We start from the raw sequence: 23,975 nt of genomic DNA on the forward strand, positions 1-23,975 counted from the left end.
CTTTCTACCACTACCTTCCTCTTTTTTTTTTTGTTTTTTTTTTTTTTTTTGGGGGGGGGGGGGGGCGGGGCCCCCCCCCACCCCTCTCCCGTTCCGTCGATCAGCCGGGCTGCTCGGTGACCGCCACCGGGCGGCTCTCGTCGCTCGACCACTCGCTCCACGAGCCCGGGTACAGCGCGGCCGGCAGCCCGGCCACCGCCAGGGCGAGGATCTGGTGGGCCGCCGTCACCCCGGACCCGCAGTACACCGCGGTCTCCCGCTCGGCGGCGCCCAGCGCGCGGAACCGCTCGGACAGTTCGGCGGCCGGCCGGAACCGCCCGTCCGGGCCGACGTTCTCGGTGGTCGGCGCGGAGAGCGCCCCCGGCACGTGGCCGGCCCGCGGGTCGATCGGCTCGGTCTCGCCCCGGTAGCGCTCGCCCGCCCGCGCGTCCAGCAGCAGACCGGTCCGGGCCAGCGCGGCCGCGCCGTCCCCGTCGACCGTCGGCAACTGCCCGGGCACCGGCTTGAAGTCACCCGGCTCCGGGCTCTCCACCTCGGTGGTCACCGGCAGCCCGGCCGCCTGCCACGCGGCGAACCCGCCGTCCAGCACCCGCACGTCCGGGTGACCGGCCCAGCGCAGCAGCCACCAGGCGCGCGCCGCCGCCAGCGAGGTCGCACCGTCGTACACCACCACCGGACGGTCGGCGCGGACCCCGAGGCGACGCAGTGCGGCGCCCAACTCCTCCGGGTCGGGCAGCGGGTGACGGCCACCGCGCCCGGGGGGCCCGGCCGGGGCGGCGAGGTCGGTGTCCAGCGCGACGAAGCCCGCACCGGGCAGATGGCCCGCCGCGTAGTCCTCGATGCCGGGAGGGCCGCCGAGCTGCCAGCGCACATCGAGCAGGACGGGCGGGCGCGCCGAGGCGAGCGCCTCCCGCAGGCCGGCCACCGACACCAGCGGGGAGTCATCGTGAGAGGTCGTCATGGCGGTCATTCTCGCGCAGCACCACCAACTCAACGCTCTTTGTGCGGTCTTTGCCGGACTTTCCGCGCGGCCCGAGGGTTCGACGCGCGCCAGGGTGGAACCATCACCCTCACGTGCGCAGGTCCGTGCGCCGACCGCCCCGTGAGGAGGCCCGCATGCCCGCGGTGACACTCCGGCTGGCCCAGGGCACGCCGTGCTGGGTCAGCCTGATGACCGACGACCTGGCCGGCGCCCGCGCGTTCTACGGCGAGCTGCTCGACTGGACGTACACCCCCGGCCCCACCGAGCTCGGTGACTACGTCCGGGCCGAATCGGGCGGTGCGCCGGTCGCCGGCCTCGGCGTCGCCGCGGTGCCCGGCTTCCCGGTGCAGTGGACCACCTACTTCGCGGTGGACAGCGCCGACCGGACGGCCCAACTGGTGCACGAGTGCGGCGGAACGGTGGCGGTCGGGCCGCTCCAGGCCGAGCGGGCCGGACGGCTGGCGATCGCGGCCGACGTCTCCGGCGCGGTCTTCGGCCTCTGGCAGGGCGAGGAACACATCGGCCGCGAGGCCGGACCCGAGCCCGGCGGACCGGCCTGGGCCGAGCTGCTCACGCCGGACGAGGAGGGCGCCGCGGTGTTCTACGGCGCGGTGCTCGGGCGGCCGGTGGCACCCGCCGGCGGCGAGTCCGCGCTGCTGGTGGACGGCCGGCCGGTGGCGGGCATCCGGCACGGCGCCGAGTTGCGCGGCCACCCGCCGCGCTGGCGAGTCCACTTCGCCGTCCAGGACGTCGAACTGACGGCCCGTCGGGCGATCCGGCTGGGCGGCCGGGTGCTGCTGGAGCCGCACGAGAGCGGGCGCGGACCGGTGGCGCGACTGGCGGACCCGCAGGGCGGGCACTTCTCGGTGCTGCAGGCGGGGCTCCGGTAGGAGCGGGTCAGGCCTGCTGCTCCTCGAAGGGCAGCACGTCCGGGGAGAGCACCGAGACGCGGGCGGTGGCGGCGGTCAGCCGGCGGCGGTGGTGCCGGCGGCAGAGCACCTCGTAGCCGACCTCGTCCTCGCGCACCGTGATGTCGCCGATCACGACCTGGGCGCCCTCGACCACCATCACGCCGCCCACCGTACGGGCGTTGTGGGTGGCCCGCGCGCCGCACCAGCAGAGCGCCTCGACCTGGAGGACCTCCACCCGGTCGGCCAGTTCGATCAGCCGCTGGGAACCGGGGAACAGCCGGGTGCGGAAGTCCGTGGTGATGCCGAAGGTGAACACGTCGATGCCGAGTTCGTCCACCACCCGGGCCAGTTGGTCGACCTGCTCGGCGGCGAAGAACTGGGCCTCGTCGCAGATCAGGTAGTCCACCCGGCCGCCGGCCGAGAGCCGGTGCACGACGTGGGCGTGGAAGTCGAATTCGTCCGCCACCTCGACCGCCTCGGCCTGCAGGCCGAGCCGGCTGGAGATGGTGGCCGCGCCGGCCCGGTCGTTGCGGGTGAGGATGATCCCCTGCCGGCCGCGCGCGGCGTGGTTGTGGTCCATCTGCAACGCGAGCGTCGACTTCCCGCAGTCCATCGTGCCCGAGAAGAACACCAGTTCAGCCATGGGTGGTGCGAAGGCCTTTCACTTCAAGGGGGTTCACGTGCGGACTTCGAGCAGGGGCACGAACTGCTCGACCGGGGTCATCGAGCCGTGCAGACCGATCATCGCGGACTCGCCGGGCTCGTTGCGGGAGGCGGTCACCGCGACGTCGTCCCGGGCGGCGGCGACCACGTCGCCGATCCGCAGGTAGACCCGCTCGTCCACGGAGGGTCCGAACCAGCCTGCCGCGATCGCGTCGTCCCGGGTGGCCACCCACATCCGGTCGCCCAGCACCTCGCTCCAGACCGTGTACACGTCGGCGGCCGCGCCGGGCACCGCGTAGACGTGCCGGGCCCGGCCCTCGCCGCCGAGCAGGGCGACGCCGGCGCCCAGCTCCCAGTCCTCGTCGAAGTCGATCCGGTCCTCCGGAGCGATGTCGATCATGCCGTGGTCGGCGGTGACGTACATCGCCGACCGCGGCGGCAGCTGCTCGGCCAGGCGGCGGGCCAGGCGGTCCACCGCGTCCAGCGTCATCCGCCAGTCGTCGGAGTCCACCCCGAACCGGTGCCCCGCGCCGTCCAGCTCGCTCACGTAGGTGTAGACGAGGGCGCGGTCGTGCTCGGCCAGCCAGCGGGCGGCCCGGTCCATCCGCTCCTCGCCGGTGGTGCGGCCGAGGAAGCTGCCGCCGGAGAGCGCCACCCGGGTCAGCGGGGTCTGGGCGAACAGCGGCGAGGAGACCTGGGCGGTCGCCACCCCGGCGGCGTGCGTCTGCTCGAACACCGTCGGGTACGGCTGCCAGGTGTGCGGGGCGACCGGCGGCTGCCAGCGCAGCTGGTTCATCAGGTGGCCGGCGCCCGGCACCGCGACCGTGTAGCCGACCAGGCCGTGCAGGCCGGGCGGGGTCCCGGTGCCGACCGAGGCCAGCGAGGTGGCGGTGGTGGACGGGAAGCCGGCGGTCAGCGGGCGGCCGGTGCCGGCGAACGAGCTGCCGATCAGCGAGGAGAGGAACGGCGCGTACTCCGGGTGGCGCAGCAGCAGCTCCCAGCCGAGTCCGTCGACCAGGAAGACCACCACCCGGTCGGCCGGGGCGATCGGCAGTGCGGCGGTGAAGCCGGGCACGCCGAGTCCGGCCGCCACCGAGGGCAGCAGGTCACAGAGCGAGCCGCCGCCGTACAGGGGGGCCGGGGCGGCGGCGGGGTCGAGGATCTCGAAGGCGTCGTGGGCGTCGGGTGCGAAGGACATGGGTGAGAGGCTGACTTCCTGGCTTCCGGTGCGTCGGCTCAGACCCGCGGACCGTTGCTGATCGTGGCGTCGGAGAGCGCCCGGGCGAACACCAGGGCCTGGGCGACCGTCTCCGGGCCGTCACCCGCCTCGCTGACCCGCAGTGACAGGTCGTCAGCGGTGGCCGATCCGGTGTAGCCGTGGTCGGCCTCGCAGTTCGGGTCCGAGCAGCCGGCCGGCTCCAGGTCCAGGCGCTGCACGGCACCCCAGCCGATGGTCAGCACGACCTCGCGGGGCAGCGTGCCGGGGGTGTAGGTCTCCGGGTTGGCGACCATCCGGCTCACCACGACCGAGCCGATCCGGTCCAGCCGGACGCTCTCGGTGGAGGTGGTGGCGTAGGGCACCGCGGGGCCGGCCTCGCCGCCGGACTGCTCGTCGGTGTGGCTCACCACGAAACGGGTCGGGGTCAGCACCAGCACGGTGACGTGCCGGCGCACCTCGTTGGCGTCGAAGGTGGTCTCCTGGTGCACCAGGTAGGAGCTGATCGGCTCGGGACCCACCGCGGACTCGACCGCCTCGGACACCAGGGCCGGGTAGTAGCCGCTGCGCTCGATCGCCGAGCGCAGGTCCTGAGTGGTGGTGGTACCGGTCTTCGCCATAACTCCATCCTGGCATGGTCCGCCGACGAAGCGGGCGGCGCGGCGCCGAGCTTCCGGACGACAGCGCCCCCGGACAGGGCGCAACCAAGGAAGGTTACAGCGTGCTCATCGCGCGCGGGCCCAGATCGCTGCGGACGGGCAGGGGCGCGATCCGCACCCGCGCCCCCAGGATCGCCAGTCCGTGCGGGGCGACGACCACGGGTTCGAGGTCCACCGAGGCGACCTCCGGGAGATCGTCGACCAGCCGCGACACCCTCAGCAGCAGTTCCTCCAGGGCGGCGGTGTCCACCGCCTCGGCGCCGCGCCAGCCGAACAGCAGCGGGGCCGCCCGGACCTCGCGGATCAGACCGGCCACGTCCTGGTCGGTGGCGGGGACCAGACGGTGGGCAACATCACCGAGCAGCTCGGCCGGGGCGCCGGCCAGACCGAAGGAGAGGATCGCGCCCACCGCCGGGTCGACGGTGGCCCCGATCACGGTGTCCACACCGCGCGGGGCCAGGCGCTGCACGACGAGTTCGGCCTGGGCGGCCCCGCCGAGCAGCGCGTCCAGCTCGCGGTGGGCGCGGCGCAGCCCCGGCTCGCCGGTCAGGTCGAGGCGGACGCTGCCGAGGTCGGGGCGGTGGCGCAGGTGCGGGGCGGTCGCCTTGAGCGCCACCGGGTAGCCGAGCGTCGCGGCGGCACGGACGGCGGACTCCTCGTCGGGCGCGGGCAGGGTCGGGGAGACGTCGATGCCGTAGTGCGCGAGCAGCGCGGTGGTGCCGGCCTCCGGCAGGGTGATCCGCGCACCGCCGGGCTGGGTGCGGGCGGCGATCGCGGTCCGGGTGCTGAGCGCCGCCTCGACCAGGTCGCGGGCGCCGCCCTCGTCGATCCGGTCCAGCTCCGGAACGCGGGCGGTCTCCTCCGCCTCGGCCGTCCGGCGCCGCCACTCGGCGTGGTGGACGGCGTGCGCGAGGGCGCGGACGGCGCGCTCCGGTGCCGGGTAGGCGGGGATGCCGCCCGGGCGGAGCCGGCTCGGCAGGTCGGTCAGCGCCAGGTGGGCGAGCACCAGCGGCTTGCCCAACTCCCTCGCGCGCTCGCCCGCTTCGAGCAGGGCGGCGGCGATCTCGGGGTCGTCGGAGCCCATCTCGGGATCGTCCGGGCCGGTCAGCCGGCCGCCCATGAAGGCATGCGCGGAGGTGCCGATGGGCGGGATCGCGACGGCGATCACCGCGTCCACGGCCGGGTCCGCGAGTGCGACGTCCAGCGCGATCCGGAAGTTCTCGCCGGTGGCGGCCGTGGTGAGGTCGACCGGGGTGCGGGGGCGCAGACCGGCGCTGAGGCAGGCGTCGTGGGTGAGCAGGCCGAGCGAGTCGGAGTTGCCGACCACGGCGACCCGGTCGCCGGGCGGCAGCGGCTGGAGCGCGAGCAGCTCCCCGGTGTCGTACAGCTCGGTGATGGTCTCCACCCGGGTGACGCCGGCCTGCTCGAACAGGGCGTCGACGGTGGCGTCGCGCAGCCCGCTGGCGGTGACCGGGACGGCGTGGCCGGGCGGCAGGCTGCCGGTGTGGCGGGCGCCCTTGACGACCACGATCGGCTTGACGGCGGCGAGCCGGCGGGCGATCCGGGTGAACTTGCGGGGGTTGCCGAAGGACTCCAGGTAGAGCAGCACGACGTCGGTGGCCGGGTCCTCCGCCCAGTACTGGAGGAAGTCGTTGCCCGAGACGTCGGAGCGGTTGCCGACCGAGGCGAAGGAGGAGACGCCGAGGCCCCGGCGGTGGGCGGCCTCCAGCAGGGCGACGCCGATCGCTCCGGACTGGCAGAAGATGCCGAAGCCGCCCCGGCGCGGCAGGACGGGTGCGAGCGAGGCGTTGAGCGGGAGCGCGGGGTCGGTGTTGATCAGGCCGAAGGCGTTCGGGCCGATCACCCGCATGCCGGCCGCCCGGGCCTGGCGGACCAGGGCGCGCTGGCGGTCGCGGCCCTCCGGGCCGGTCTCGGCGTAGCCGGCGGTGACCACCACCAGGCCCTGCACACCGTGCGCGCCGCAGTCGGCGACGGCGGCGGGGACGGCGGCGGCCGGGACGGCGATCACGGCGAGGTCCACCGGGCCGGGGATCTCCAGCACCGAGCGGTGCACCGGGACGCCGTCCAGCGCGGTGCCGGGCGGGGCGTTGCGGTTCACCGCGTAGACGCGGCGGTCGTCACCGTGCGGCAGCCCGCCGAGCAGGTCCCGCAGGATCGCCCGGCCGACGGTCTGCGGGTGGCGGGAGACGCCCACCACCGCGACCGAGCGCGGGGTGAGCAGCCGCTGCACGGACCGCGCCTCGGCCCGGTGCTCGCGCGCCCGCATCACCGCCAGCGAGGCGGCGGTCGGCTCCAGGTCGAACTCCAGGTGGACCACACCGTCCGCGAAGCTGCGGTGCTGGGTGTAGCCGGCGTCGGTGAAGACCTTCACCATCTTGCGGTTCTCCGGCAGCACCTCGGCCTGGAAGCGGCGGATGCCGCGCTCCTGGGCCACCGCGGCGATGTGTTCCAGCAGTGCGGAGGCGACCCCGCGGCCCTGGTGGGCGTCCTGCACCAGGAACGCCACCTCGGCGTCGGTGCCGGTCTCCGAGGGGCGGCCGTCGGCGTCGATCCGGTCGTAGCGGACGGTGGCGATGAAGCGGTCGCGGACCACCACGGCGAGGCCGACCCGGTTCACGAAGTCGTGGTGGGTGAAGCGGCGGACGTCCTTGTCGGAGAGCCGCGGGTAGGGCGCGAAGAAGCGGAAGTACTTGGACTGGTCCGACACCTGCTCGTAGAACTCGACCAGCCGGCCGGCGTCGGCGGGCGTGATCGGCCGGATCCGGGCCGTGCCGCCGTCACGCAGCAGGACGTCGGCCTCCCAGTGCTGCGGGTAGTCCGCGTCCTGGTGCTGCCGGGGCTGGGGGGCCGGCCGGTTCTGCGGATCCTGCGGGGTCTGCTCGGGGTGCGGTACCGCGGAGTCGTCCACATTCGTCAGGTTATCCGGCGGCGAGCCGAATGGCGCCGGACGTGTCGTCGCGGCAGGGTGGAGACGGCCACTGGCCGGGGGTTATGCCCCCGAAAGAAACAATCACAAGTCCTGAACGCGGCGGCTCGCAGGGGTTGCCTGCATGCAACACTGGTCTAGACAACATGGTCGAAGGAACCCCCCTGCCCCGGCCATGACCAGCTTCACCGGAAAGGCACGTCTCATGGCTGAGCGCCGCGTCACCATCGGTTGGGCCGAGGGCCTGCACGCCCGTCCCGCCTCCGTCTTCGTCCGGGCCGTCACGGCCACCGGCGTGCCGATCACCATCGCCAAGCCCGGCGGCACCCCGATCAACGCCGCCTCCATGCTCGGCCTGCTCGGCCTCGGTGCCCAGGGCGGCGAGGAGGTCGTCCTCGCCTCCGACGCCGAGGGCGCGGACGAGGCCCTGGACCGCCTCGCCCAGCTGGTCCAGGAAGGCCTCGACGAGCTGCCGGCCGCCGCCTGAGCACCGTCGAGAAGGGGGGCACCGCCACGGCGGTGCCCCCCTTCCGCATGACCGGCACCCGGCGGCGCCGGAGCCGCGGGCCCTGCGCCCGGGTCAGCCCTTGACGCAGACGACCTGCTTCAGGTGGGCGACGACCTCCACGAGGTCCTTCTGCTGCTCGATGACCTTCTCGATCGACTTGTACGCACCGGGGATCTCGTCCACGACGCCGCTGTCCTTGCGGCACTCCACGCCCTTGGTCTGCTCGACCAGGTCCTGGGTGGTGAACCGCTTCTTCGCGGCGTTGCGGCTCATCTTCCGGCCGGCGCCGTGCGAGGCGGAGTTGAACGCCGCCTCGTTGCCGAGGCCGCGGACGATGTAGGAGCCGGTGCCCATCGAACCGGGGATGATGCCGAAGTCACCGGAGCCGGCCTTGATCGCGCCCTTGCGGGTCACCAGCAGGTCGACGCCGTCGTACCGCTCCTCCGACACGTAGTTGTGGTGGCAGCTGATCACCTCGTCGAAGGTGACCCTCGCCTTGGCGAACTCACGGCGGACGACGTCCTGGAAGAGCGCCATCATCACCGCACGGTTCTTCTTGGCGTACTCCTGCGCCCAGAAGAGGTCCTCGCGGTAGGCGGCCATCTGCGGGGTCTGCGCGATGAAGACCGCGAGGTCCTGGTCGATCAGCCCCTGGTTGTGCGGCAGCGACCGGGCGACGCCCATGTGGTGCTCCGCCAGCTCCTTGCCGATGTTCCGGGACCCGGAGTGCAGCATCAGCCACACGACTCCGGTGCTATCAACACATACTTCGATGAAATGGTTTCCGCCTCCGAGGGTCGCCATCTGCTGCATGGCGCGCTCGCGGCGCCACTTGACCTCGTGGGCCACGCCGTCGAACCGCTCCCAGAAGTCGTCCCAGCCCGCCGTGGCGAAGCCGTGGAGCTTCGTCGGGTCGACCGGGTCGGTGTGCAGGCCGCGGCCGACCGGGATGGCCTGCTCGATCTTGGAGCGCAGTCGCGAGAGGTCGTCGGGCAGGTCCCCGGCCGTGAGCGAGGTCTTGACGGCGCTCATCCCGCAGCCGATGTCGACGCCGACGGCCGCCGGGCAGACGGCGCCCTTCATCGCGATCACGGAGCCGACCGTCGCGCCCTTGCCCAGGTGGACGTCGGGCATCACGGCGAGGCCGTGCAGCCAGGGCAGCGAGCTGATGTTGCGCAGCTGCTGCATGGCCTGGCCCTCGACGGTGGCCGGGTCGGTCCACATCCGGATCGGCACGCGGACGCCGGGTACCTCGGTGTACGACATGGTTGAACGACCTCCAAAGGTCGGCTGGTTCAAGCCTAGGTGGGGTGCCGCGCGAAGAGTCCCGGCGCGGCTCGGGGAAGTTCCGGGGGTGGGGCTCAGACGCCCTGGGCACAGCGGGAGAACGGCCTTGGGGAGCGTCGTGCAGTTCGCTCGACCCGCATGGTGACCGCCTCCTCCCGTTCGTGTGTGCCGGGGAACATCTACCCACGCGGCGCCCGGGGCCCGCAACGGGATAAAACGCTGGGCCCGGCGGAGCGGAGTGCTCCACCGGGCCCAGCCCGTACCGGGGGGATCAGGCGCTGATCAGGCGGTGATCACGGTGACCTCGCCGATGCCCAGCTCGCGCACCGGGTCGGCGATCGTGGCGGCGTCGCCGACCAGGACGGTGACCAGGCGGTCCGCCGGGAACGCCGCGACGACGGCCTCGGTGGCCTCCGCCGTCGGCAGCTCGGCGAGCCGGCGGTAGACCTCGGCCTGGTAGTCGTCCGGCAGGTCCTGCTCGACCTGGTCGGCCAGCGTGCCGGCGACGGAGCCCGCGGTCTCGTACTTCAGGGGGGCCACGCCGACCAGGAACTGCACGGCCTCGTCGCGCTCCGCGTCGGTGAGGCCCTCGGCGGCGAGGGTCCGCAGGATGGTCCAGGTGTCGGCGAGCGCCGGCGCGGTGGACGCGGTGTCCACCGAGCCGCTGATCGCGATCAGTGCACGGCCGGAGCCGTCGGCGGCGGAGCGCAGCGGCTGGGCGAACGCCCGGACGCCGTAGGTGTAGCCCTTCTCCTCGCGCAGGACGCGGTCCAGGCGGGAGGTGAGGGTGCCGCCGAGGCAGTAGGTGCCGAGGATCTGGGCGGCCCAGGCCGGGTCGTGGCGGTCCGGGCCGACGCGCCCGATGAGCAGCTGGGTCTGGACCGAGCCGGGGCGGTCGACGATGACGACGCGGCCGGTGTCGTCGCCGGTCACCGGGGCGTGCACGGTGGGCTCCGCGGTGGTGCCGGTCCAGGCGCCGAGGGTGGCCTCCAGGAGCGCGGGCAGGTCGGTGCCGGTGAGGTCGCCGACCACCACGACGGTGGTGGTGGAGGGGCGGACGTGGGCGTCGTAGAAGGCCTTGACGGCGGCCCGGTCGATGGACTTGACCGTGTCGGCGGTGCCGCCGCGGGGGCGGGAGAGCCGGTCGGCGCCGTCGAAGAGCTCGGCGTAGAGGGCCTTGGCGGCGCGGCGGGCGGGGTTGGCCGCCTCGTGGACGAGCTCGTCGAGCCGGTTGGCGACCAGGCGCTCGATCTCGTCCTCGGGCAGCGCGGGCGCGCGCAGCGCGTCGGCGAGCAGGCCGAGGCCGCGCTGGAGCCGGGAGGCCGGCACCTCCAGGGAGACCCGGAGGCCGGGGTGGTCGGCGTGCGCGTCGAGGGTGGCGCCGGCCCGCTCCAGTTCGGCGGCGAACTCCTCGGCGGTGAGGGTGTCGGTGCCCTCGTTGAAGGCGCGGGCCAGGATGGTGGCGATGCCGTCGAGGCCCTCCGGCTCGGCCGCGAGCGGGACGTCGAGCTGGACCTCGACGGCGACGAGCTGCTGGCCGGGGCGGTCGCAGTGCAGGACGGTGATGCCGTTGCCGAGGGCGGCGCGCTCGGGGGCGGGGAACGCCCACGGCTCTGCGGTGCCGGGCTCGGGCTTGGGGTGGAACGTCATGGCGGGGACGTAGTCGGTGCTCATGCGGCAGCGCCCTCCTCTTCGGTGGCGTCGGTGGCGGTCTCGTCGGCGTCGGTGTCGTCGGCGGTGGTGGGCTCGTAGACCAGGACGGCCCGGTTGCGCGGGTGCAGGCGGGCCTGGGCGACGGCCTGGACCTCCTCCGCGGTGACGTCGAGCACCTTGGCCAGGGCGCTGCCCAGCAGCTTCGGGTCGCCGAACAGGACGGCGTAGCGGCAGAGTTCGTCGGCACGGCCGGAGACGGTGGTGAGCCGGTCGAGCCACTCGCGCTCGATCTGGGCCTGGGCGCGCTCCAGTTCGGCGGCGGTGGGGCCCTCCGCGGCGAAGCGGGCGAGCTCCTCGTCGACGGCGGCGTCGATCTGCTCGATGGTGGCGTCGCCGGAGGTCTTGACGTCGAGCCAGCCGAGGCTGGGGGCGCCGGCGAGGCGGAGCAGGCCGAAGCCGGCGGCGACGGCGGTGCGGTCGCGGCGCACGAGGCGGTTGTAGAGGCGGCTGGACTCGCCGCTGCCGAGGATGGTGAGGGCCAGGTCGGCCGCGTCGGCCTCGCGGGTGCCGTCGTGCGGGAGCCGGTAGGCGGCCATCAGGGCGCGGGACGGGACGTCCTCGTGGATGTGCTCGCGGATCTCCCGGCCGAAGGTGTCGGGCAGGGTGCCGTCGCGCGGGGGCTGCTTGCCGTCGTGGCCGGGGATGGAGCCGAAGTACTTCTCCACCCAGGCGATGGTCTGCTCGGGGTCGATGTCGCCGACGACGGAGAGGACGGCGTTGTTCGGCGCGTAGTACGTGCTGAAGAACGCGCGGGCGTCCTCCAGGGTGGCGGCGTCGAGGTCGGCCATGGAGCCGATGGGGGTGTGGTGGTACGGGTGGCCGTCGGGGAAGGAGAGCGCGGTGAGCTTCTCGAAGGCGGTGCCGTAGGGCACGTTGTCGTAGCGCTGGCGGCGCTCGTTCTTGACGACGTCGCGCTGGTTCTCCATGGACGTGTCGTCCAGGGCGGCGAGCAGCGAGCCCATCCGGTCGGCCTCCAGCCAGAGGGCGAGCTCCAGCTGGTGGGCGGGCATGGTCTCGAAGTAGTTGGTGCGCTCGAAGCTGGTGGTGCCGTTGAGCGAGCCGCCGGCGCCCTGCACGAGCTCGAAGTGGCCGTTGTTCGAGACGCTGGCGGAGCCCTGGAACATGAGGTGCTCGAACAGGTGGGCCAGACCGGTACGGCCCTTCACCTCGTGGCGGGAGCCCACGTCGTACCAGAGGCAGACGGCGGCGACCGGGGTGAGGTGGTCCTCGGAGAGGACGACGCGCAGGCCGTTGGCCAGGCGGTGCTCGGTGATGGCGATGGCAGCGCCAGTTCCTCCGGTGGAGGCGGATGCGGGGGCCGGGTTGGCCATGCGCTCGGGTCCTTCCCGTCGTCGATGTCGGGGGTTCGTGTGGCGTCCCCCATTGTGGTGCAACGCGGGGAGGGCTCGGATGTGTCCGCGCGGACCGGGCGTTCGCCAGGGGCGGAAGAGGGGCGCTGGCTCGGAGTGTCGGCGCGAGGGTCCACAATGGGGGCGCTGGGCCCTGTTGACGACAGCCGACGAGGACAGCACACGACGGCAGACGCAGACGACGACTGACGCCGACGAGACGCAAGCGAGACGTAAGGGAGCCCCGCCGCGATGGCCCGCCGCAGTTCGCAGACCCCGCCGCCCGGAGATTTCGAGGAGCGGATCCTCGACGTCGACGTCGTGGACGAGATGCAGGGCTCCTTCCTGGAGTACGCCTACTCGGTGATCTACTCGCGTGCGCTGCCCGACGCACGGGACGGTCTGAAGCCGGTGCACCGGCGGATCCTGTACCAGGCCAACGAGATGGGCCTGCGGCCGGACCGCGCGCACGTGAAGTGCGCCCGCGTGGTGGGCGAGGTGATGGGCCGGCTGCACCCGCACGGTGACGCGTCGATCTACGACTCGGTCGTCCGGATGGCGCAGCCGTTCTCGATGCGGCTGCCGCTGATCGACGGGCACGGGAACTTCGGTTCGCTGGGCAACGACGACCCGCCGGCCGCGATGCGGTACACCGAGTCGCGGTTGACGGCGGCTTCGATGGCGATGGTGGAGTCGATCCACGAGGACACCGTCGACTTCGGCCCGAACTACGACGGCAGCGAGCAGGAGCCGCTGGCGCTGCCGGCCGCGTTCCCGAACCTGCTGGTGAACGGCGCGACGGGGATCGCGGTCGGGATGGCGACCAACATGCCGCCGCACAACCTGTCCGAGGTGGTGGCGGCGGCCCGGCACCTGATCAAGCACCCGAACGCCGACCTGGACACGCTGATGCGGTTCGTGCCCGGGCCGGACCTCCCGACCGGCGGCCGGATCGTCGGCCTGTCGGGCATCCGGGACGCGTACGAGTCGGGCCGCGGCACCTTCAAGATCCGTGCGACGACGACGATCGAGAGCGTGACGGCCCGCCGCAAGGGCATCGTGGTCACCGAGCTGCCGTACAACGTCGGCCCGGAGAAGGTCATCTCGAAGATCAAGGACCTGGTCAACGCGAAGAAGCTGCAGGGCATCGCGGACGTCAAGGACCTCACCGACCGCGAGCACGGGCTGCGGCTGGTGATCGAGGTGAAGAACGGCTTCGTGCCGGAGGCGCTGCTGGAGCAGCTCTACAAGCTGACGCCGATGGAGGAGACCTTCGGCATCAACAACGTGGCCCTGGTGGACGGCCAGCCGCTGACGCTGGGTCTGAAGGAGCTGCTGGAGGTCTACGTCGACCACCGCTTCGAGGTGGTGCGCCGGCGCAGCGAGTTCCGTCGGCGCAAGCGCCAGGAGCGGCTGCACCTGGTCGAGGGCCTGCTGGTGGCCCTGATCGACATCGACGAGGTCATCGCGATCATCCGGTCGAGCGACAACGCGGCGCGGGCGAAGGAGCGCCTGATGGAGCGCTTCTCGCTGTCGGAGACGCAGACCGCGTACATCCTGGACACGCCGCTGCGCCGGCTGACCCGGTTCGACCGGGTGGAGCTGGAGGAGGAGCAGGCGAAGCTCAACTCCGAGATCGCGGAGCTGACCGAGATCCTGGAGTCGGACACCCGGCTGCGCAACGTCGTGTCGGGCGAACTGGCCGCGGTGTCGAAGCAGTTCGGCACCGAGCGGCGAACGGTGCTGCTGGAGGCGGGCGCGGCCCCGGCGGCGGCGCTGTCCGTTCCGCTGGAGGTGGCGGACGACCCGTGCCGGGTGCTGCTCTCCTCGACGGGCCTGCTGGCGCGGACGGCGGACGGCGAGCCGTTCGAGGTGTCGGAGAAGCGCTCCAAGCACGATGTGATCGTTTCGGCGGTGCCGGCCACGGCGCGGGCGGACATCGGTGTGGTGACGTCGGCGGGCCGGGTGCTGCGACTGCCGGTGATCGACCTGCCGGCGCTGCCGCCGACGCCGTCGCCGACGCTGGCGGGCGGCGCCGCGGTGGGCGAGTTCCTGCGGCTGGAGACGGGCGAGCGAGCGCTGGCGCTGACCACGCTGGACGAGTCCTCGCCGGGTCTGGCGCTGGGCACGGCGCAGGGTGTGGTGAAGCGGGTGGTGCCGGAGTGGCCGGCGAACAAGGACGAGTTCGAGGTGATCGCCCTCAAGGAGGGTGACGAGGTGGTCGGCGCGGTCGAGCTGCGCACCGGCGAGGAGGACCTGGTCTTCATCGCCTCCGACGCCCAGCTGCTGCGCTACCCGGCGGGCCAGGTGCGCCCGCAGGGCCGACCGGCGGGCGGCATGGCCGGGATCAAGCTGTCGGACGGCGCCCGGGTGCTCTCCTTCACCGCCGTGGACCCGGCCGTGGACGCGGTGGTGGTCTCGGTGGCCGGTGCCTCGGGCACGCTGACGGGCGAGGAGCAGAGCTCCTGGAAGGTCACGCCGTTCGAGCAGTACCCGCGCAAGGGCCGGGCCACCGGCGGCGTGCGCTGCCAGCGGTTCCTGCGCGGCGAGGACGTGCTGTCCTTCGCCTGGGCGGGTGCCGCGCCGGCCCGCGCGGCCGGCGCCAAGGGGGCTCCGGTCGACCTGCCGGAGCGCGACCCGCGTCGTGACGGGTCGGGCACGCCGGTGACGGCGCCGATCGGTGTGGTGGCCGGCCCGGTGTAAGGGCGGAACGGTGTAACGGCGGCCCGCTGTAACAGCGGCCGGCCGCAGGGCGTGGGAGGGGTGCCGGAGTCCGGCACCCCTCTCTCGCGTCCGGGCCGGGTCGCAGGAGCCGCGTACGGGGAGCCCGGGGAGCCCCGGGAGCCGAGGGGGCCAAGCGGGTGCCAAGCCCCGGTGGCCCGGGAGGCCAAGGGTAGCCTTGCCTGCGTGAGCACCTGTGCGACCGTGTCGCGTGAACTGTCGGAGCCGCTGGCCGCCACGGCTGCCACCGCCACCACCTGGCTGCTGATCGAGCAGACCGGGCCGTGGGGCGCGAAGGCGCTCGCGGAGAGCCATCTGGACGCCGCGGTGGGGCGGGCCCTGGAGGCGGCCGCCGCGGGGACGGGCGTGCGGGTGGCGCTGATCCGGCGGCCGGGCCGGCACGCCGACTGCCTGCCGACCGCGCGGCACGAGGTGTTCCTCGCGCACACCGTGCCGGGTCGCGGCTGGGTGCGCCGGGGAGCGGTCACGGACCCCGCGGAGCTGCTCGGGCTGGACTTCGGGGCGCTGGGGGCGGGCGAGCACGGCGGGTTCGGCGCGGAGCACGTCGGCGGACCGGTGGCCCTGGTGTGCACCAACGGCCGACGGGACCGCTGCTGCGCGCTGCTGGGCCGGCCGCTGGCCGCTCAGCTGACGGCGGCCGGGCACAGCGAGGTGTGGGAGGTGACCCACCTGGGCGGGCACCGCTTCTCCCCCACCATGCTGGTGCTGCCGTACGGCTTCGCCTACGGGCGGCTGACGGCGGAGAGCGCCAAGGAGGTGCTGGCGGCGACGGCCTCCGGGCACATGGTGCCGGAGTGGTCGCGGGGCTGCTCGGGCTGGGAGCGCCCGGGCCAGGCGGCCGACCACGCCGTCCGGCTGGCCACCGGCGAGACCGAGGTGGACGCGCTGAGCCTGAGCCAGCGCTCCGCCGGCGCGGGGCGCTGGCTGGTGACCGTGCGGCACCGGGACGGCCGGGCCTGGGAGGTGGACGTGGTCGAGGGCGCGAGCGAGCCGGCCCGCCCGGAGAGCTGCGGCAAGGCGGCGGGCACGCCGTCGCGGATGGACGTGGCGGCGGTCCGGGCGCTGCCGGTCCAGGAACGGTGACGGCCCCGCGCCCGTGGGGGTGGGCGCGGGACCGCCGGCGCGGGGTCAGCCCGTGGCGGCCTTGCCGACGAACTCCGTGGTGTAGGTGCGGGCCAGGTCGATGGAGCCCTCCTTGCCCTTGACGTCCGGGTGGAAGGCGGCGAGCACCGCGAGGACGGTCTTCGGCCCGTCGGCGGGCATCACCCCGTCCGTGGTGAACATCGGCAGGGTCGCCCCGATCGCCGCCGCGTACTGCTCGGCGCCGCCCTGCGCGTAGTCCGCGGGCATCTTCTCGGCGATCTCCGCCGGGGTGTGCGCGGCCATCCACTTCAACGTCCTGACGAAGGCGTTGGCGAGCTTCTGGGTGGTGTCCTTGTTCTTCTCCACCCACTCGGAGCTCATGTAGAGCGAGGACGAGGGGTAGAGCCCGCCGAGTGCGGCGCGCGAGCCCTCGGGGGTCCGCATGTCGTAGAGGATCTTGCCGAGGCCCTTGTCGAGAACGGCGGCCACGGTCGGGTCGGTGGTCATGCCGGCGTCGATGCTGCCCTGCTGGAGCGCGGCGATGAAGGTCTGGCCGGCGCCTACCGCGATCGGGCTGAACTCGCTGACCGCGGTGCCGTTCTTGACGGCGAGGTACTTGGTGAGGAAGTCGGTGGAGGAGCCGATGCTGGTGACGCCGAGCTTCCTGCCCTTGAAGTCGGCGCCCGAGGTGATGGCGTCGGCCTGCTTGGCGGAGACGATCTCGACCTCGCCCGGTGCCTGGGAGAACTGCACGACCGACTCGACGTTCTTGCCCTTCGCCTGGAGGTCGATGGTGTGGTCGTAGAAGCCGACCGCGCCCTGGACGTCCCCGGCGAGCAGCGCGGTGGTGGCGTTGACGCCGGCCGGTTCGCTCAGCAGCTCGACGTTGACTCCGGCCTCGGCGAAGAACCCGAGGCGCTGGGTGAGCATGGCGGGCAGGTAGATGACCTTGTCCAGGCCGCCGACCATGATCTTGACCTTGGGGCCGTCGACCTTCTGCCCGGCCGGGGCGGCTCCGCTGTGGGAGACGGAGGCGGCGTCGTTGGCGCAGGCGGCGAGCGGGAACAGCAGGACGGCGGCGAGGGCGGCGGCGGCAGCTCTGCCGGTCGGGTTCGGGCGCATGGGTGGGGGTGCCTCTCTGCGGTGGAACGGGGTGGGGGTCAGCGGCCGTCGCCGGAGTCGGCGGGCTTCCAGCGGAACAGCTTCTTCTCGGCGAAGGTCAGCAGCCCCTCGGTGAACAGCGCGACGACGGCGAGGATGGTCATCGCGGCGTACACGCCGGCCGCGTTGAAGGTGCCCTGGGCCGCGGCGACCAGCAGGCCGAGGCCCTTGGTGGCGCCGATGTACTCGCCGACGATGGCGCCGATCAGCGCGAAGCCGAAGCTGACGTGGAGGCTGGTGAAGATCCACGTGGTGGCGGCGGGGATGACCACCTGAAGGGTGACCCGCCGGTTGTCGGCGCCCAGGATGCGGGCGTTGGCGACCAGGTTGCGGTCGACCTCGCGGGCGCCCTGGAAGGCGTTGAAGAAGACCGGGAAGAACACCAGCACCACCGCCGAGGCCACCTTGGAGGCCGGGCCGAGGCCGAACCAGATCAGGAAGATCGGGGCCAGCACGATGCGCGGGATGGCGTTCAGCACCTTGATGTAGGGCCCGAACACGTCGGCCAGGAAGCGGATCCGGCCGAGGGCGATGCCCAGCAGCACGCCTCCGGTGACACCGATCACCCAGCCGGTGAGGGCCTCGTAGAGGGTGTAGCCGATCTGCTCGCCGAGCGAGCCCTGAGCCGTGCCGTGGGTGATCCACTGCCAGATCTGGTCCCAGATCCTCGTCGGCTGGGAGAAGTTGAAAGGATCGACGACCTCGGTGCGGGCGCACAGCTCCCAGAGTCCGAGGAAGGCCACCAGCACCGCGATGCGGGCTCCGTAGATGCCCAGCCTTCGCCTGCGGGCGGCCCGTTCGCGGGCTTCCGTCCTGGTGGCGGTGGCCACCGGGGCCTTTCCGGCGACGGCCGGCGCGGTCTCAAGCGGCACGACCCGCTCCTCTCTCCCGGGTGATGCGCACCTCTTCGCCGAGCGACGCCCAGATCTCCCGGTACAACTCGACGAACCTCGGCTCCAGTCGGACCGCCTCCACGGTGCGCGGGCGGGGCAGGTCGACGGTGAAGACCTCCTTGACGGTGGCCGGTCCGGCGGTCATCACCACGACCCGGTCGGCCAGCGCGATCGCCTCGTCCAGGTCGTGGGTCACGAAGACCACGGACGACCCGGTGCCGGCCCACAACTCCAGCAGCTGGTCGGACATCAGGGCGCGGGTCTGCACGTCCAGCGCCGAGAACGGCTCGTCCATCAGCAGGATGCCGGGGTCGTTGACGAAGGTCTGGGCGAGCGCGACGCGCTTGCGCATACCGCCGGACAGCTGGTGCGGGTAGCGGTCCTCGAAGTCGCCGAGGCCCACCCGGGCCAGCCAGTCGCGGGCCCGCTCCCTGGCCTCGGTGGCCGGCACGCCGCGGAAGCGCGGGCCGGCCGTGACGTTGGACAGCACGGTCCGCCAGGGGAAGACGGCGTCCTGCTGGAACACGAAGCCGACCTTCCGGTCGATGCCGTCGACCGGCCGGCCGTACACCCGGACCTCGCCCTCGGTGGGCTCCTCCAGGCCGCTGACCAGGGTCAGCGTGGTGGACTTGCCGCAGCCGGTGGGGCCGACGACGGCGACGAACTCTCCCTGCGCGACGGTCAGGTCGAGGTCGCGGACGGCGGTGTGCAGGGCGCCGGACGGGGTGCGGAACCGCTTGGTGGCGCCGGTCAGCTCGATCGCCGGGGCCGGCGCCGGCCCGGTCGCCGGGGTTGTGCTCATGGAACCTCCCGGGGTGCTCTGTGCTTGCCCCGGGAGGCTAGGAGCGGCGGGGGCGGCGGCGGGAGACTTCTCGGCGAACTGCGGGTTCTCCGCGTTGAGGGCTGTTCTGCTCGTTTTGCTTCCGCTACAACAGCGGGGGCACGGCTGACAGAACCACCCCGGAAACATAGGGTGTGCCGACCACCGACCCGCCAGCCACCCGGTTCCGCCCGATCTGCCCGATCCACCCCGCCCCGATCCGCCCCGCCCGATCCCCCAAACCCCCCGCCCCGCCCTGATCCCCCTCGCCCGTCGACCGCGGCCGGTCGGACGCCCCCGAGAGGAGGCCCGGATGAAACACCCCCACTGGCCCCGCCGGGTCTTCGCCCAGCTGCTGCTGAGCCAGACCGTGGTGACCGTCGGCGTCACCGTCCTCACCGCCGGCCTGTTCCTGGCACCGGTCAGCGCCGAACTGGACCACGACGCGATGCAGCGCGCGCTGTCCATCGCCCAGGCCACCGCCGGCGACGAGACGATCGCCCGGGCCGCCGAGGTCCGGGACGCCGCCACCGCCCAGCGCAACGCCGAGCAGATCCGGACGGCCACCGGCGCCAGCTTCGTCGTGGTCACCGACCTGGACGGCATCCGGCTCTCGCACACCGATCCCGGCCGGATCGGCCAGCGGGTCTCCACCGATCCCGAGCCCGCCCTCGCCGGGCGCAGCGTCACCGCCATCCAGGAGGGCACCCTGGGCCGTACCGCGCGCGGCAAGGTCCCGCTGCGGGTCGCCGACGGGCGGATCGTCGGCGAGGTCTCGGTGGGCATCAGCGACGACTCCATCCGTCGGCGGCTGCTGAAGATGCTCACCGGCATCCTGCTCTGCGCGGGCGCCGGGCTGACCGCCGGCACCGTCGCCACGCTGGCGCTGGCCCGCCGGCTGAAGCGCCGCACCCACAACATCGCGCTGGCCGACATCTCGGCGCTGCTGGTGGAGCGGGAGGCGATGCTGCACGGCATCCGGGAGGGCATGGTGGCCCTGGACGAACGGGGCCGGATCCGGCTCGCCAACGACGAGGCGGGGCGGCTGCTCGGCCTCCCCGAGGAGTTCGCCGGGCGGCCGATCGACGAGGTGCTGCCGCCGGGCCGACTGGCCGACGTGCTGGCCGGGCGGATCACCGGCGCCGACCTGCCGGCCGTCCGGGACGACCGGGTGCTGGTGGTGAACCGGATGGCGACGGCCGAGGGCGGCGCGGTGGTGACCCTGCGCGACCGCACCGAGCTGGAGTCCCTGGTCCGTGAGCTGGACACCACCCGCAGCCTCACCGAGGCCCTGCGGGCCCAGGACCACGAGCACGCCAACCGGATGCACACCCTGCTCGGCCTGCTGGAGCTCGGCCGCCACGACCAGGCGGTGGCGTTCATCTCCGAGCAGTCGGGCTCGCACGCGGCGGCGGTGGCCCGCATCGGCGAGCGGGTGCGGGACCCGCACGTCGCGGCGCTGCTGGCCGGCAAGGCGGCGGTCGCGGCCGAGCGCGGCGTCCGGCTGGCGGTCGCCCCGGCGGCGCACCTGCCGGACGCGGTGGTGGACACCCGGGCGCTGGTCACGGTGCTCGGCAACCTGATCGACAATGCCGTCGACGCGGTGGCTCCGGGCGGCGGCGGTCAGGTGGCGGTGACCTTGGCGGCGGCCGGGTCCACCCTGCTGGCCGAGGTCGCGGACAGCGGGCCGGGGGTGCCGGCGGCCCTGCGCGAGCGGGTCTTCGAAGAGGGGTGGACCAGCAAGGACGCGCCCGCGCACCGGCCGCGCGGGCTGGGGCTGGCGATGGTGCGGCGGCTGGTCGAACGGACCGGTGGCCGGATCGTGCTCGACACCGGGCCGCTCGGCGGCGCCCGGTTCACCGTCGAGCTCCCCGAGGCCCTGCACGACGACCCCCCGGCCGCGGTCGCCCCCGCACCACCCCTTCCCGCACCGCCCGTCCCCGCACCGCTCGTGGAGGCCCGATGATCGACGTACTCGTGGTGGACGACGACTTCCGGGTCGCCGACGTGCACGCCGCGTACGTGGCCAAGGTGCCCGGCTTCCGGGTCACCGGCACCGCGCACTCGGCCGGTCAGGCGCTCGCTGCGCTGGAACGCCGCCCGGTGGACCTGCTGCTGCTCGACCACCACCTGCCGGACGAGACCGGCCTCGCCCTGGTGCGGCGCCTGCGCGAACGGCAGGTGGCGTGCGACGTGATGATGGTGACGGCCGCCCGGGACGTCTCCACGGTGCACGCCGCGATGCAGCACGGCGCCCTGCAGTACCTGGTCAAGCCGTTCAGCTTCGCGGGGCTGCGGGAGAAGCTGGTCGCCTACGCGCAGCTGCGGCACGCGCTGGCCGGACCGGCCGCGCGCGAGGCGGGCCAGGACGAGGTGGACCGGCTCTTCGCCACCCTGCGCGGCACGGCGGCCCCCGCGGCCGCCCTGCCCAAGGGCCACTCGGCGCCCACCACCGACCTGGTGCTCGGTGTGCTCCGCCGCGCCGGCCGCCCGCTCTGCGCCCAGGAGGTCGCGGACGCCACCGGGCTGAGCCGCTCCACCGCGCAGCGCTACCTCAAGCAGCTGGAGCGGGACAGCCGGCTGCGGCTCACCCTGCGTTACGGCGACACCGGGCGGCCCGAGCACCGCTACGTGCTGGCCGTCCGGGCCTGACGGCCGCCCCGGAACGCCGCCGTTCACGGCGGAACCCCGACGGGTCCCGGGCCCGTCGGGGTTCCGTGCGCGCCGCGCGGCGCCCGCCGCGGCTCAGGCCGCGCCGGCTCCGGTGAGGGAGCGGACCTCCAGCTCGGCGTAGCGGTCCGCGTCGGCCGGCTCGGGCGAGGTGAGGGTGCCGATCCAGCCGGCCAGGAAGCCCAGCGGGATGGAGACGATGCCCGGGTTCTCCAGCGGGAACCAGTGGAAGTCCACCCCCGGGAAGAGCGCCACCTTGGTCCCGGAGACCACCGGCGAGAAGGTCACCAGGACGATCGCCGGGATCAGCCCGCCGTACACCGACCAGACCGCGCCGCGCGGGGTGAACCGCCGCCAGAACAGCGTGTACAGCAGCACCGGCAGGTTGGCCGAGGCGGCGACGGCGAAGGCCAGGCCGACCAGGAAGGCCACGTTCAGCTGCTGGGCGAAGAGGCTGAGCGCGATCGCGACCGCCCCGATCCCCACCGCCGCGATCCGGGCGACGCCGACCTCCTCGCGCTCGGACGCCTCCCGGCGGGCCCGCCGGGAGGCCGGCACGCCGCCCCGCCGACGGCGCGGGCGCCCCCGCCAGGCGCCCGCCCAGATGTCGTGGGCGAAGGCGGCCGAGGAGGCGAGCGTCAGCCCGGCGACCACCGCCAGGATGGTGGCGAAGGCGATCGCCGAGATCAGCGCGAACAGCACCACCCCGCCGGTGCTGCCGTTGCCGCCGCCGAGGACGAGGGCCAGCAACGGGACGGCCGTGTTCCCCGCCGCGTTGGCGTGCCGGACCTCCGCCGAGCCGACCAGCGCGGTGGCGCCCAGGCCGAGCGCGATGGCCATCAGGTAGAAGCCGCCGACCAGCCCGATCGCCCACATCGTCGAGCGCCGGGCAGCCCGGGCGGTGGGCACCGTGTAGAAGCGGGACAGGATGTGCGGCAGGCCCGCGGTGCCCAGCACCAGGGCGAGGCCGAGGCTGAAGAAGTCCAGCCGGCTGGTGAAGCTCGCCCCGTACTTGAGCCCCGGCTCCAGGTACCGCTGCCCGGCGCCGCTGTGCTGGGCGGCCTGCCGCATCAGCTCACCGACGTCCCCGTGGAAGCGGACCATCAGCAGCACGGTGAGCAGCACCGAGCCCGCGATCAGCAGGAAGGCCTTGACGATCTGGATCCAGGTGGTGGCCCGCATCCCGCCGACCGTGACGTAGACGATCATCAGACCGCCCACCGCCACGATGGTCCAGGTCCGGGCCTGGGTGCTGCTGGTGCCGAGCAGCAGGGCGACCAGGCTGCCCGCGCCGACCATCTGGGCGACCAGGTAGAGCAGGGTGACGACGACGCTGGCGCCGCCGGCCGCCGCCCGGACCTTGCGCCGCCGCAGGCGCAGCGCCAGCACGTCGGCCAGGGTGTACCGGCCGGCGTTGCGGACCAGCTCGGCGACCAGCATCAGCACCACCAGCCAGGCGACCAGGAAGCCGATGCTGTAGAGCACGCCGTCGTAGCCGTACAGCGCGATCAGCCCGGCGACGCCGAGGAAGGAGGCGGCGGACAGGTAGTCGCCGGAGAGCGCGAAGCCGTTCTGCAGCGGGGTGAAGTCACGGCCGCCGGCGTAGAAGTCCTCGGCGGCGCTGCCCCGGCGGCCCACCCAGAGGGTGATGCCCAGGGTGACCAGGACGATGACGGCGAAGAGCACGATGGCCAGGTCGTGGTGGTCGCCCGCGGGGGCGACGGGAGGCGGGGTCGCGGTCCTCATCGCAGCTGGTCCTGGGTGTCCCAGCGCAGGCCCAGCGCGGCCCGGTCCCGCTTGGTGCGGGCGTTGCGGGCGTAGAGCCAGGTGAGCAGGAAGGTCGAGGCGAACTGCAGCAGGCCGAGCAGCCAGGCCACGTTGACCGGGCCGGCGACCTGGCTGCGCATCAGCCCGGGCGCGCCGGCCTGGGCGGCGACGTACAGCAGGTACCAGCCGAGGAACGCCCCGCTGACCGGGAGGACGAAGGCCCGGTAGCTGCGCTTGATCTCCTGGAACGCGTCGCTGCCCTGGACGGCGCGGTACACCTCGCTGCTGTCGACGGCCGACGGGGCCTCGACCGGCGGCACGGGAGCCGGCGCGAGCGGCCGGGCGGGTGGGGCGGCCTCCGTCCGGGCCGCGGGCGGCGCGGACGGCACCGGTGGTGCCGGCGGCGGCACGGCGGGAGCCGGCGGCGCGGGCCGGTCGGGCTGGGGGGCCGCGGCGGGAGCGGCCCACCAGTCGAATCGCTGCCCCTGTCCGGGACTGCTCGTCTGCTGCTGTGGCACTACTGCTCCTGGACCGGCGGGGCTCTGACGGAACCCATGATGGAGGCCCGCGGAGGCCGCCAACTCCCATTGCAGATACGTTCACT

Annotated in this window: 19 protein-coding genes; 6 read left to right on the forward strand and 13 right to left on the reverse strand. The window is 73.6% G+C overall.

Annotated features, from left to right (window positions below; translation table 11 throughout):
• Positions 1 to 100: 100 nt before the first annotated feature.
• The gene (locus tag ABZ497_RS18490; protein WP_359806395.1) at positions 101 to 961 is read right to left on the reverse strand and encodes a sulfurtransferase; all 861 of its coding nucleotides are present in this window, start codon (positions 959 to 961) and stop codon (positions 101 to 103) included.
• Between the two features lie 155 nt (positions 962 to 1,116).
• Between ABZ497_RS18490 and ABZ497_RS18495 the strand changes: the two genes are divergently transcribed.
• Entirely contained in the window at positions 1,117 to 1,872 is a 756-nt protein-coding gene (locus ABZ497_RS18495) for a VOC family protein (protein ID WP_359806398.1), read from the forward strand.
• Between the two features lie 7 nt (positions 1,873 to 1,879).
• Here the strand turns inward: ABZ497_RS18495 and ABZ497_RS18500 are convergent, their stop codons facing one another.
• The 4 genes from ABZ497_RS18500 to ABZ497_RS18515 all read right to left on the reverse strand — a co-directional run bounded on the left by ABZ497_RS18500 (position 1,880) and on the right by ABZ497_RS18515 (position 7,240).
• Entirely contained in the window at positions 1,880 to 2,536 is a 657-nt protein-coding gene (locus ABZ497_RS18500; protein ID WP_329489887.1) for a thymidine kinase, read from the reverse strand.
• A gap of 33 nt (positions 2,537 to 2,569) precedes the next feature.
• Entirely contained in the window at positions 2,570 to 3,754 is a 1,185-nt protein-coding gene (locus tag ABZ497_RS18505) for a nucleotide pyrophosphatase/phosphodiesterase family protein (protein ID WP_359806401.1), read from the reverse strand.
• 38 nt (positions 3,755 to 3,792) lie between these two features.
• Entirely contained in the window at positions 3,793 to 4,392 is a 600-nt protein-coding gene (locus tag ABZ497_RS18510) for a DUF5998 family protein (RefSeq protein WP_329489885.1), read from the reverse strand.
• 94 nt (positions 4,393 to 4,486) lie between these two features.
• A complete protein-coding gene (locus ABZ497_RS18515; protein ID WP_359806552.1) occupies positions 4,487 to 7,240 on the reverse strand; it encodes a GNAT family N-acetyltransferase in 2,754 nt (917 codons plus the stop codon).
• Between the two features lie 343 nt (positions 7,241 to 7,583).
• On the opposite strand from ABZ497_RS18515, the gene ABZ497_RS18520 reads away from it, so the two are divergent.
• On the forward strand, positions 7,584 to 7,865 hold the full coding sequence (locus tag ABZ497_RS18520; RefSeq protein ID WP_359806403.1) for an HPr family phosphocarrier protein: 282 nt from the start codon (positions 7,584 to 7,586) through the stop codon (positions 7,863 to 7,865).
• 93 nt (positions 7,866 to 7,958) lie between these two features.
• On the opposite strand, the gene ABZ497_RS18525 is transcribed toward ABZ497_RS18520, so the two are convergent.
• From ABZ497_RS18525 to ABZ497_RS18535, 3 genes are all read right to left on the reverse strand, one after another.
• Entirely contained in the window at positions 7,959 to 9,152 is a 1,194-nt protein-coding gene (locus tag ABZ497_RS18525) for an RtcB family protein (protein ID WP_359806406.1), read from the reverse strand.
• Positions 9,153 to 9,455: 303 nt separating this feature from the next.
• The gene (locus ABZ497_RS18530) at positions 9,456 to 10,847 is read right to left on the reverse strand and encodes a pitrilysin family protein (RefSeq protein ID WP_329489881.1); all 1,392 of its coding nucleotides are present in this window, start codon (positions 10,845 to 10,847) and stop codon (positions 9,456 to 9,458) included.
• Positions 10,844 to 12,217, reverse strand: coding sequence for a pitrilysin family protein (locus ABZ497_RS18535; RefSeq protein WP_359806409.1), 1,374 nt, complete (start codon positions 12,215 to 12,217; stop codon positions 10,844 to 10,846). The genes ABZ497_RS18530 and ABZ497_RS18535 overlap by 4 nt, the downstream gene beginning before the upstream one ends.
• A 270-nt stretch (positions 12,218 to 12,487) precedes the next feature.
• On the opposite strand from ABZ497_RS18535, the gene ABZ497_RS18540 reads away from it, so the two are divergent.
• Both ABZ497_RS18540 and ABZ497_RS18545 read left to right on the forward strand, forming a co-directional pair.
• Positions 12,488 to 14,938 (forward strand): DNA topoisomerase IV subunit A, encoded by a 2,451-nt coding sequence (locus ABZ497_RS18540; RefSeq protein WP_359806411.1) that lies wholly within the window; start codon positions 12,488 to 12,490, stop codon positions 14,936 to 14,938.
• A 204-nt stretch (positions 14,939 to 15,142) separates the two neighbouring features.
• Positions 15,143 to 16,060 (forward strand): sucrase ferredoxin, encoded by a 918-nt coding sequence (locus ABZ497_RS18545; RefSeq protein WP_359806414.1) that lies wholly within the window; start codon positions 15,143 to 15,145, stop codon positions 16,058 to 16,060.
• Between the two features lie 45 nt (positions 16,061 to 16,105).
• Here the strand turns inward: ABZ497_RS18545 and ABZ497_RS18550 are convergent, their stop codons facing one another.
• The 3 genes from ABZ497_RS18550 to ABZ497_RS18560 are packed head-to-tail and all read right to left on the reverse strand — an operon-like array spanning position 16,106 to position 18,916.
• Positions 16,106 to 17,182 carry an ABC transporter substrate-binding protein gene (locus ABZ497_RS18550; RefSeq protein ID WP_352294220.1) on the reverse strand — a complete coding sequence of 359 codons (1,077 nt, stop codon included), beginning with the start codon at positions 17,180 to 17,182 and terminating at the stop codon, positions 16,106 to 16,108.
• A 38-nt stretch (positions 17,183 to 17,220) separates the two neighbouring features.
• Positions 17,221 to 18,093: an ABC transporter permease gene (locus ABZ497_RS18555; protein ID WP_329489876.1), complete on the reverse strand. Its 873-nt coding sequence runs from the start codon at positions 18,091 to 18,093 to the stop codon at positions 17,221 to 17,223.
• Entirely contained in the window at positions 18,083 to 18,916 is an 834-nt protein-coding gene (locus tag ABZ497_RS18560; protein ID WP_329489875.1) for an ABC transporter ATP-binding protein, read from the reverse strand. The genes ABZ497_RS18555 and ABZ497_RS18560 overlap by 11 nt, the downstream gene beginning before the upstream one ends.
• A 331-nt stretch (positions 18,917 to 19,247) precedes the next feature.
• On the opposite strand from ABZ497_RS18560, the gene ABZ497_RS18565 reads away from it, so the two are divergent.
• Positions 19,248 to 20,900, forward strand: coding sequence for a sensor histidine kinase (locus ABZ497_RS18565; RefSeq protein ID WP_359806417.1), 1,653 nt, complete (start codon positions 19,248 to 19,250; stop codon positions 20,898 to 20,900).
• On the forward strand, positions 20,897 to 21,586 hold the full coding sequence (locus ABZ497_RS18570; protein ID WP_329489873.1) for a response regulator: 690 nt from the start codon (positions 20,897 to 20,899) through the stop codon (positions 21,584 to 21,586). The genes ABZ497_RS18565 and ABZ497_RS18570 overlap by 4 nt, the downstream gene beginning before the upstream one ends.
• 93 nt (positions 21,587 to 21,679) lie before the next feature.
• Here ABZ497_RS18570 and ABZ497_RS18575 read toward each other — a convergent pair whose 3' ends face one another.
• A complete protein-coding gene (locus ABZ497_RS18575; protein WP_352294224.1) occupies positions 21,680 to 23,350 on the reverse strand; it encodes a cation acetate symporter in 1,671 nt (556 codons plus the stop codon).
• Entirely contained in the window at positions 23,347 to 23,889 is a 543-nt protein-coding gene (locus ABZ497_RS18580) for a DUF485 domain-containing protein (RefSeq protein ID WP_359806420.1), read from the reverse strand. Before ABZ497_RS18580 ends, ABZ497_RS18575 begins: the two co-directional genes overlap by 4 nt.
• Positions 23,890 to 23,975 lie beyond the last annotated feature (86 nt).

Origin of the sequence: Kitasatospora sp. NPDC005751, assembly GCF_040630835.1 — a bacterium.
Lineage (GTDB): Bacteria > Actinomycetota > Actinomycetes > Streptomycetales > Streptomycetaceae > Kitasatospora.